This window comes from Clostridioides sp. LIBA-6622 (assembly GCF_056716095.1).
This window is the reverse complement of the sequence record NZ_CP196998.1, coordinates 2534883-2545674: the sequence shown is the minus strand read 5'-3', so window position 1 is coordinate 2545674 and position 10792 is coordinate 2534883. Positions and strand designations below refer to the sequence as shown.

The following is a 10792-nucleotide window of genomic DNA, read 5'->3' as shown; positions in this document are numbered from 1 at the left end:
ATGACCAGTACTGGAAATATACCTGTTCAAACAAAAACTGGTTGGAAAAGATATGACGATAATCATATAAATATATTGTATTCTAAAAATTACAAGAGAACATCATTAAGCACATGTTATGGTGGTTCATGTTCATATGTTATTGATGCACCTCATGATGAAACTAATATTAATTTTACATTTATTGGAACAAAGATAAGATTGTTTTGTGTTAAGTTTAGTGATAGGTCTGATGTAGTTGATATCGATATTGATGGTGTAATTGAACAATTCAGTACAAAAGACAATAGTGGCAATATTTCTACAGTGGTATATGAAAAGTTAGGATTAGAAAATAAAATACATAATGTTAAAATTTCTGTAAATAAAAAAAGTCAATATGTTCACTTCTTATTTGATTGTGTAGATATAGACGAAGATGGGTATATCTTATCCCCAATAGAGGGTAGATTAACACAACTAACTTCAATAGAAGATATGGAGATAGGAGATATAATATCTTGTAGATATACAGCTTCTACTGCTGGAAAAATAGGAGATTTTTCAGAATTGGGAAATTGTAACTGTGAGGAAATTACAAGGGATGTATCAAATTCAACTCCAGATGGAAAATTCTTTTTTGTTAAAGTAGATGATAATAAATTAATAGCAGATAGAAATATACAAAATAATATATCTTGGAATGAGATTAATGGTAATTTAGACATATTTTATAAAGAAAAAATATTTCCTCTAAATGTTTGTGAAAGTGATGAAACAGATGAATATGTTTTAAAAGCCAGTAGTGTGTACAATGAGAGATATGCATACAAAGCTTTTGGAAGTAAACTAGGATGGCATAGTAAAGGTTTTGGCTACCCACACACTTTGCAAGTTACTTTCAAAACTCAACCTCAAAGAATAAATTTTTATAAATTTCATTTTGGAAATAGTGAACAATACCCACAATCTGCAACAGAATGGACTATAGAAGCTAGTAACGATGAATTAAATTGGGTTATTTTACATACAGTTAAAGAAAATCCTGCTCCAAAACATGACCAAATAAAAAACTATATGTTTAAAAATGAAAATTTTTATAAACATTATCGAATAAAAATAACAAATTCAAATTCAGTTGATAAAAGTGTAGCCATAAAATGTTTAGATTTCTTTTATAAAGAATTTTCTATGTGTTTACCAGATGGAGGAGTAGCATATAATAACGATATAACAGTATCTTTCCCTAAAAAAGCTTTAAATTCAATTGAAACTGATGAATACATATTAAGTGCAAGTAGCGTTCTTGGTGACTCTGGTGACAGGCTTCTTTTATATAAAGCATTTAATAAATCAAACATAAATGACAATGATTGTTGGCATAGTGCTAATGAATCAAATCCATATATGAAAATATCATCAAAAAAAGAAAAGATAATTTCAAATGGATTTATGGTCACTAATAGAAATAGTGATTCATTCCCTCAAGCTCCTAGTTCGTGCGTTGTATATGGTAGTAATGACAACGAAAATTTCGAAAAAATATATGAATCATCAAGCTTTCCTCAAAATGCTAGAGCGGTATCTTATCATTATTTTAATTCACAAGTAGAGTATTTATATTATAAGTTTAAATTTAGAGGTTCAACAGGCTATGTAGCTATAGGTGAATTAGAAATGCTTAAAGAGTATGAGTACAAAGATTCTTCTTCAAGTTTAGTTAACAAAAATCAAGGAGGTTGGCCAATTATTAATGATTGGGATACATATATATGGAAAAGTAATTTGGATGGAAATATAGAGGCTGGTGACAATAATATATGGAATTATAAATATCTTGCATCTTTAGCAGATAACATTGCGATTTTATCAGTTGTAGGCACGAATGGACTAAGACCTTCTGGAACTGGGATTGTGGCTAGAGGGTATAAAGATGAATATATAGATGATTATAGCGCTAAAAGATTCGACATAGTTCCACATAGCCACACCTCTTCTATTTTAGGATTTAGACCTATGTTAGTAATAGGTGGTGATATATAATGACTATTACAGGGGAACAATTACTTCAACCAGAAACAGGTTGGAAAAGATATGATGAATCAAAAATACGATCTATAAATAAAAACTGTAGTTCAGAGTCTAATAGTACTTATTATGGAGGCTCAAGCACTTTACTTAAAAGTACTGATAGCAGTTATAAATTCAAATTTTATGGAAATAAGTTAAGACTTATATCAGATAAAAATTCAAATAGACCAAAAGACAATACCAAGATAACTATTGATGGAATTGAATATATAGCTAATTCATATAACAGTCAACCTATTTCACAGGTACTTGCAATTAGTTTAGAAAATCTAGAAAATTCTATACATGAAGTTGTAATATCACCTGTTAAAGAAGGATTTGTGGTTGTTGATTGTATAGATATAAATGAAGATGGATATATTGCTGATTTACCTTTAGAAAAAAATAGAATTATTAATGTAATAAAAGTTGGAGAATACATTTCATGTAATTACACTTACAATAATGGTTTCACAGATTTTTATAGTGGGACAGACATGAATTTTATTTGTGTAAATCATACAGATAGAGAATCAATATTGATATCTGATAAAGTTTTTCATAACTTATCATTTGATGAACTAAATCAAAAAGGATTTATTTATGGGAATGAATTGGATAATCAATCTTATCCTCACAATGTATTAATAGTGCGTTCATTAACTGGTGGTTCTAACAATAATGGTTTATCTGAATATGATAAGTATATTGTAAATTCAGATTTAGATGGACTAATAACTCCAGGAGATAAAACTATTTGGAACTGGGACATTTGTAGTATTACAAGTTCTATATCGGCAGCTGATAATTCTAAAATAATAACTAGAGGGTATTCTAGTCTAACAAACTATTCAACAAACAATACTTTTAATAATAAAGGACCAACATTTGGGTTTAGACCAGTATTAATTATTAAACATTCATATATATTTCCAATATTTGATATAAATTATTTTGGAGATATTAATAATTGTTTTAATGTAACTAATATAATTTTAGATGTCTCAATAAAAAAACCTAAAGCAATTATAGAAATAGTAAATCTAAATAATTCTCACACTTTAGTTTCTACTGATTTAATAGATATTGTAAATGGTTCCTTAAGTGTAGACTATGTGTTTAATAAAAATGATTTTGTGTTAAATGAGAAAAACGAACTAAAGATTACTTTAATTGATGAAAATAATTTTAGTTCATTTATAAAAATAAATACATTTCCTACTGAAGATAAACTTTTTATATTTAATTATTCAATAACTTCCACTGTAATTGAAAATAAATATAAAAAAGATAGAATGATTATTTGTGCAAGTATAAAAGACAATTACAATATTTTATATTTAAATAATGATAAATACATATCAGTAAATCTTGAAGAATTTATCAATGTAAGCCAAAGTATCAAGTTGAAATTCTTATTAGATAAAAGCTCTAGTTTAATGTCTTATGGAGTAGCATTTATATAAGAAGCAATTAACATTATAATAAATGAAATTTTAAATAAGAAAATAATTATTATGGGGAGTAAATAAAATTTAATCTAAAACTTACAAAATAGATATAAGTAATAGTATATTAAATAATGTCAAGATACATAGTGTATTTAACTAATCTTAAAGAATTATAACAAATAAAGATGCTTAAAAGGAATTTAATAAACATGAACACATCAAAAAAACTATTTAATGAACATGAGTTTTATGGTAAAAATATTTATCTATTAGGAACTTCAGAATTTGGCCCAGTAAACACTCCAATAAAAATAAACTCAATTTCTCATATGAATTCAACCTTTGGTAGAAAAGGCTCTTTAGTTAAAGCATATAAAATTATAAAAGAATCTAAATTAGATTGTAAAGTTTATCTATGCAAAGTTACAGGAGTGCATGCAGAAGTTTATTTAGATGCAAAATATGCCAATGGTGAAATAATAAAAAACTGTATACATATTAAATCAAAGTATGCGAATGAAATATATAATAATATAGAAATAATAGTAAATCAGGATGATCTGCAGGTAATCTATCCCAAAAATTTAGGGGATTATGTATTAAAATATCCATATAAAAATTATCCTACACTATATGACTTATCAGAAGCTATAAATAAAGATTCTCAAAAACTAAAAGGGATGATAATTTGTAGTATTTATTGCGATTCTTATATAGAAACAAAGGAGTCTATAAGTGAAGTAAATCAAAGTATATACAAGCTTAGTGGAGGATATAGTGGATTAGATTGCAATAAAAACACAATGTACAATAATTTAGATAACACATACACTATTTTGGAAGGGCTTGATATAGATATTATTATGCCTTTAGGAGTATACTATGATGATACATTTACAGATGATATAGAAAAAATAGATAAACATTATGACCTAACTAGAGAATATCTAACTCTGAAAGATGGAGAAAGATACTTAAATTTTTATGAACACTTACTTAATTTCTGTACAATCCAAATGAAAGCAGGTATTATAACTCATGGTGTAATTGGACTTAATCCAACTAATGAGATTTGGATAGATGAGAAAGAATATATTGGTAGATTAGAATATTTTAAAAAGTTAAATAAAGTATCAAAATTTGATAAAAATTACGAACAATTGATAAGTGTAGTAGCTGGTGATATGTATACTACATATGGTACTAATGTTGTAAATGCAAGTATTGTATATGCTCCTCTTATAGCCAGTTTAAATATAATAGAAAATACTACAAATAAAGAAATTCCAGAATCATTTTCATTATTTAATACATTCGATATTTCAACAATAGAAAAAATGACTGAACTTGGATATGTATCATTTAGATTTAGTCAGCTACTTAGAAGAGTAGTCGTATCAAATGGAATTACAATGAGTGAGCATACAGAATATAAGTATTTATGCAATGTAAGAATGATTCAATTGACTATGTGTTATATAAAAAAATTGCTATATTCGCACATAGGTGAAAATATAGATGCTTTGCTATCATCTGGATATTTAAAAGAAAATTTAATACAATTGTTAGATGAATTAATAGATAAAGAAATTATAAGTGAATATATAATAAATGAATTGTCTAAACATAAGTCAGAAGAATTATTTTTAGATTTAAGTTTAAAAACAGTGTATATGTTAGAGTATGTTAAAACCTATAGTGGATTGAGTATAAGTAGGTGAAAAAATGGATATAGAATTTATGCAAAATAATAAAAATATACTTACAACTGAAGAACATATTGATAATTTTGAAAAAATGGAAGAAATATTAGGAGAGATTTTAAAAGTAGAATTAGAGGATAATTGGGGAGCAATTTCCTTTGAGACAATAAAAAAAGATGAAACAAATAAAGTTATACTTCCACAAATAAATTATATTGTAAAATTAAGAGAAACATCTAAAGGAAAAAGTCATAAACCAATGTTGACTGATGTAATAGATGAATTAAATGAAAATAAAGAAAAAACAGGTAAGGTCATTAGAGTATATAGACAAAGTTTTGATTGTATACTAGAATTTAGATTTCTAGCTAAAACACAAAGAGAATGTAGAAAACTTATGGAATATTTCGAAGATATAATAGTGTCTTATACAGGATTTCTAAAGAAAAAAGGTCTTGGGGAGATTTTCTTTTTAAAAGAGGTATCTACTGAAGATAACATAGGTTTTGATAAAAATATTTCAGTCAAAATATCTGAATATTTTATACGATTAGAGAAAGTAAAGACTTTAAATGTTAATAAACTAAAAAGTATAGAAATGAAATTTTCTATACAGGATAGAATTTAACCAAGAATAATGTAAATTTTGCTTGGTATAAAATCTGTAAAATCTACAAGATTTAAAGGAGGAAAACCTTTATGGCAAACTTAGGAAATTTGTATCCTAATCTTCCAGGAATGTTAGTTGAATTTAAAGATGGTGGTTCTGCACTTAGATTTAGCTCAGATGAATACAATACTGATAGTATGTTGTTACTTGGTACAGCAGTTGATGGACCAGTAATGGAGCCAGTAGCTATAGATGACTCTTCTATAGAATTACTATTTGGCTCAGATGTTAATTTAAATGGAATTCCCAATGGTTCAACATTAGTTCACTCATATAAGCAAGCTAGAGATGCTGGATGTAAAGATATAAGAGTGATGAGAATATCTGGTACATGTGCAACATCAAATATAAGTGCACCATCGCAAGTTGTTGAAAGAAATAAAAAAATAGATGAGGATTTATCTATTATTCAAGGCTGTGAAAAAACTGATATAAAACTAAGTGGGAAAGGAATTATTCCAAACTCAATTAGAGTATATGCAAAAGGAACTGAACTATTATCTGGATTCACATATAATGAATTTATAAAAAGTATATCAATAGAAAAAAATGCTTGTGATGCAGGGGTGCCTGTTTCAGTATCTTATAGTTATAGATATTGGGTTGAGCAGAAACCAGAATATTTGACTTTAAATAAAGATAAAAAGATTTTTCTATCTAATATACCAAATGGAGCTGTTATAGTAGCTACTTATGATGGTAAAGCTATAGAGGATGACATTGAAATGAATGATAATGTTATAACAATGCCATTTTTAAGTGAAGGAGAAAAAGTGGCTGTTGGTTATAGGTTAGAAGTTGTTGGAGAAGATATAGAAACTCAACTAGATGGAAATATTTTTATGACTTCTACAACAACTCAAAAACTACTTTTAAGTAATACTCCAATAGATGGAACACTTGTATTATATGTTGGTGGAAGTAAAGTATTAGATTTGAACTCTTTTTCAATAGATAAGAAATCAAAAACTATAACTCTTAAAAAAGAATGTTTTGAAATGGGGCAAGTAGTATCAGTAAGTTATTATATGCCATTTAAAGAGAATATAGAAAGAAAAATAAGATTAAAATCTAGATTTGCTGGAGATATATATAATTTAGGTCAAGTGAAAATAGAAGATTTGAGAGATACTTTTGGTAATTATATAGGAAAATATGTAAAAATAATTAAGCCAGAATCTAAAATGAGTATTGGTGAAGAACCATTGATATTATCAACTCTTGACTACATAACCTTTGGAGAGTTAGTAGATGCAATAAATAATTTACAAACAACATATTTTGCAGAAACAGAAACACCAGAAGTACTAACAAAAGATTTGATAAAATCAGCTACATATTTTATAGGTGGTTCTAATGGTTTAAGCATGAATAAGGAAGAGATATTTAAGGCATTATCAGGAGAAAGAGATAGAAACGGATATATAGTAAAACAAGGTGCTTATCAATTGCTTGAAAATTACAATGTAGATTGGATAGTACCTTTGGACGTTTATGCTGATGATAAACTATTTGACAGACATCAAAATTTTGCATATGAACTTGCTTTATTTTGTGCAGTCTTATCTTATAGAAATAAATCTACATATGGCGTGATATCAATGAATCTATTAAAAGACACTTCTTTGTCAGGTGTTCAATTACACTCTAAATATTTAACACAATATAATAATGAGTTTTTAATGAAAGATGATAAAGGCTCTATAATTACTGATGGACAGGGAAATTGTATAGACCTTGGAAAGTTTATATCAGTGGTTGCAGGGCCTACACCTATAGTTGAACATAAGGTAAGTTCACTTATAGAAGGAAATGCGGCAGTGCTTTATGCTGCTTTAAATACGAATATCTTACCATATTCATCTCCAACAAATAAGATATTAAGTGGTGTAAAATCATTAAAGTACTCTTTTTCAAATGCACAATTAAATGATATAACAGGGAATAAATTTGTTTCATTCAATTCTAAAAAATTAAATAGCAGAACTTGTTTAAATAAGGTTTTTGTAGTGGATGCTCCAACATCCGCAAAGAAAGATAGTGTATACTCAAAATTATCTACATTAAAGGTTATGAGAGCAGTAACTGATAATATAAGAGAAGTAGCAGACCCTTTTATAGGAGAATCAAATACAATAGAGCAGAGAAATGCATTAAGTGCAACAATTGCAAAGAGATTAGATACATTACTATTACAAGGAGCTATACTAGATTATAGTTTTAACCTAATAGCAACACAACAAGATTTAATATTAGGACAGGCTAAGCTAGAAGTTGGTATAGTAGCACCACAAGAACTTAGAAAAATAACCACTATAGTAGGTTTAAAAAAATAAAATGGAAGAAAATATCCATTTAGATTTAATGGTTAGGAGATATCACTATGGCAAGCACGAATATAAACACACTAACAGCATTTTCTGGAGCTGATTTAATTGTAAGCTTTGCAAATCAAGTTATTGGAGAATTACAAAAAATATCATGGAGTATAGAACGTGAAAAAAAGCCAGTATATACATTAGGGAGTCCAGATGCACGAAGTTTTTCAAGTGGAAAAAGAGAGATTAAAGGGTCATTAGTATTTGCTATGTTTGACCAAGATTCTCTAATTAAATCTATGAAAAGCATTTTAAAATCATCAGAATCTACAGTATTTACAACTTCAGGAACTTTAGCTATAACTGAAGAGGAAAATTTTATAAATGCAGTAGAAATGTTGAAGTGGAATGTTACAGCACAAGATGCTATGAATATGAATAGTAAGTCTAAGTATAATGAAAATAATTCTAGAGTAAGTGATGAAAACTTTAAAGTACCTAATGGATTTAGTCCGATAAGAGATAATAGAATAGTTTATTTAGATTCTTTGCCACCATTTGATATAACAATGACATTTGGAAATGAACAAGGTCAATGTGCATTTCAAAAAATATATGATGTTGATATAGTAGATGAATCTAGTGAGGTATCTATTGATACAATCGTCTTAGAGAAAAAGCTAAATTATAGAGCTAGAAAAATATCACCACTTATACAAGGTGTGTACTCAAAAGATGAAAAATAAAAATAAATCATAAAATTAAAAAACTCATGTAGTTAAATCTTTGTAAGTATATTTTGTGTATTTAAAAACTACATGGGTTTTTTCTAAATATAAATAAAAAGAGAGGTAAATAAAATGGATTTAGATAATACTTTTTACAAAGCATTCTCAAGTACAGATTCTCTCGCATTTATTTTATTTCCAGAATCTAAGCCAATTCTTTTAGGTAGCTTGACAAGTATATCCTACTCAATTCAAAGAAATAAAAAGCCAGTAGCATCGATAGGAAGTACACATGTATCTGGATATACTCGAGGACCTAAGATGATTTCTGGGAAAATGGATTTTACTTTAATAAATCAGAATCTAATAAGTGATTTGACAAATAAAGTTTCAATTTTATCTAATAAAAAAAAGATTAGTTCAGATGAATTGCCCTTATTTGATGTGATGATAGTGTCTTTAAATGAATACAAATATGCCACACAAATGATGATATATGGCATAGATATTACCAATGATAGTCAAATTATTTCTATTGAAGATGTTTTTATAAAAAATACAATTCACTTTGTAGCAATAGATTTGAATGATTTTGCAGATTTATCAACTCATAAAACAGTATCAAATAATATAAGTAATTCAAATATATACTCAAATTCAGTATTCTATTATGATTTTACGATTGAAGGATATGAATATTCAAAAAAAAGCAATTTGAAAGGCATTAAATATGACAAATTTAAACTTTGATGATGTAAATAAAAAAAGGAGAGATTATAGTACATATAAAGAAGAGTTTTATGGTAGTTCGGATGTATTGATTTATATAAATGGAAAACATAATAAACAAATATCTGCAATAAAATTTTATGTCAAAGAACAAAGTAAACCTATTTATGGATATACATCTAATACATTTGATAATATAGCTATTGGAAATAGGATAGTATTAGGTTATATAAAAATCCCTGTCAGCAATGCTTTAAAAAATTTCTCTAATTCTTTAGAACAAAATAATACTTGTGATGAGTCTATTTCAAATAAAAAAGAAAAAATATCTATACCAGATTGGATATATGGATATGATTTAAGAAATCTAAATGATAAATGTATATATGGAGAATATGACAATGTCTTATATAAAAATCAATGTAATGTATATGACAATGATGTCTCATTTCTTTATGATAAATCTCTGTTCTATGTTAATTTTGGTAGCAAATATGATATTAGAGTACATTCTGTTCAAACAGCTTTAGTATATATGGGATATATGTATGAGGAACGAAGCTTTAGTGAATTAAAATATGGTTATTATTGTGTGTGTACATATGATATGATTAAGATTTTTCAAAAAGAACATAAGATAATACCAACTGGAAGATTGTGTAAGAAGACCTGGAGTTTGATATTTAGAAAATTATATTCCAATTATAATATAATTATTTTGAAGAATAGTGAAAAAGAAATCTGTATTAAAGATAAACAAGAAGAGAATCAATATAAATCGCCTTGTAATCTAAAAGCTATAAATTCTTTTATTTATGATGAATTAGAATGTGATTATAATTTGATAGATAGTTTAACAGAGGATTACTATTATGGAGAGAATAAGAAAAAATTTGACTTAGGAGATTCAGACTATCAACTTTCTTTTAATCCTAATAATATAAGTACACTTAGGAAGAGTAACTTTTCTATAAGTCTTATATATGGAGACAAAAAAGAAAAATATCGAAAAATTATTGGAGTATCACCTATATCAGTAAGTCAAGAAATAGACACAACAGGAAATCCTGTGTACGATATTTATGAATTTATAGCAAAAGATGTAATTGAAATTAACAATTAAATAGTGTTTGGAGGGGCTTAA

8 protein-coding genes are annotated in these 10792 nt (G+C 26.9%); all 8 read left to right on the top strand.

Annotation, left to right across the window (positions count from 1 at the left end; genetic code table 11):
• Positions 1 to 2022, top strand: a complete 2022-nt coding sequence (locus tag ACTG47_RS12110; protein ID WP_479924738.1) for a discoidin domain-containing protein — start codon at positions 1 to 3, stop codon at positions 2020 to 2022.
• On the top strand, positions 2022 to 3515 hold the full coding sequence (locus tag ACTG47_RS12105; protein WP_479924737.1) for a hypothetical protein: 1494 nt from the start codon (positions 2022 to 2024) through the stop codon (positions 3513 to 3515). Before ACTG47_RS12110 ends, ACTG47_RS12105 begins: the two co-directional genes overlap by 1 nt.
• A gap of 194 nt (positions 3516 to 3709) precedes the next feature.
• Positions 3710 to 5221, top strand: coding sequence for a hypothetical protein (locus ACTG47_RS12100; RefSeq protein ID WP_479924736.1), 1512 nt, complete (start codon positions 3710 to 3712; stop codon positions 5219 to 5221).
• A 4-nt stretch (positions 5222 to 5225) separates the two neighbouring features.
• Positions 5226 to 5831, top strand: coding sequence for a hypothetical protein (locus ACTG47_RS12095; RefSeq protein ID WP_169469958.1), 606 nt, complete (start codon positions 5226 to 5228; stop codon positions 5829 to 5831).
• 71 nt (positions 5832 to 5902) lie between these two features.
• On the top strand, positions 5903 to 8209 hold the full coding sequence (locus ACTG47_RS12090; protein WP_479924735.1) for a hypothetical protein: 2307 nt from the start codon (positions 5903 to 5905) through the stop codon (positions 8207 to 8209).
• Positions 8210 to 8256: 47 nt separating this feature from the next.
• The gene (locus tag ACTG47_RS12085; protein ID WP_054270800.1) at positions 8257 to 8937 is read left to right on the top strand and encodes a hypothetical protein; all 681 of its coding nucleotides are present in this window, start codon (positions 8257 to 8259) and stop codon (positions 8935 to 8937) included.
• 114 nt (positions 8938 to 9051) lie between these two features.
• Positions 9052 to 9669, top strand: a complete 618-nt coding sequence (locus ACTG47_RS12080) for a hypothetical protein (RefSeq protein ID WP_479924734.1) — start codon at positions 9052 to 9054, stop codon at positions 9667 to 9669.
• Positions 9650 to 10771, top strand: a complete 1122-nt coding sequence (locus ACTG47_RS12075; RefSeq protein ID WP_479924733.1) for a hypothetical protein — start codon at positions 9650 to 9652, stop codon at positions 10769 to 10771. Before ACTG47_RS12080 ends, ACTG47_RS12075 begins: the two co-directional genes overlap by 20 nt.
• Positions 10772 to 10792: the final 21 nt, after the last annotated feature.

What these genes read in the sequence shown, in the direction of transcription:
- ACTG47_RS12110 (WP_479924738.1), top strand. Translation starts at nt 1, where the DNA reads ATGACCAGTACTGGAAATATACCTGTTCAAACAAAAACTGGTTGGAAA.
- ACTG47_RS12105 (WP_479924737.1), top strand. Translation starts at nt 2,022, where the DNA reads ATGACTATTACAGGGGAACAATTACTTCAACCAGAAACAGGTTGGAAA.
- ACTG47_RS12100 (WP_479924736.1), top strand. Translation starts at nt 3,710, where the DNA reads ATGAACACATCAAAAAAACTATTTAATGAACATGAGTTTTATGGTAAA.
- ACTG47_RS12095 (WP_169469958.1), top strand. Translation starts at nt 5,226, where the DNA reads ATGGATATAGAATTTATGCAAAATAATAAAAATATACTTACAACTGAA.
- ACTG47_RS12090 (WP_479924735.1), top strand. Translation starts at nt 5,903, where the DNA reads ATGGCAAACTTAGGAAATTTGTATCCTAATCTTCCAGGAATGTTAGTT.
- ACTG47_RS12085 (WP_054270800.1), top strand. Translation starts at nt 8,257, where the DNA reads ATGGCAAGCACGAATATAAACACACTAACAGCATTTTCTGGAGCTGAT.
- ACTG47_RS12080 (WP_479924734.1), top strand. Translation starts at nt 9,052, where the DNA reads ATGGATTTAGATAATACTTTTTACAAAGCATTCTCAAGTACAGATTCT.
- ACTG47_RS12075 (WP_479924733.1), top strand. Translation starts at nt 9,650, where the DNA reads ATGACAAATTTAAACTTTGATGATGTAAATAAAAAAAGGAGAGATTAT.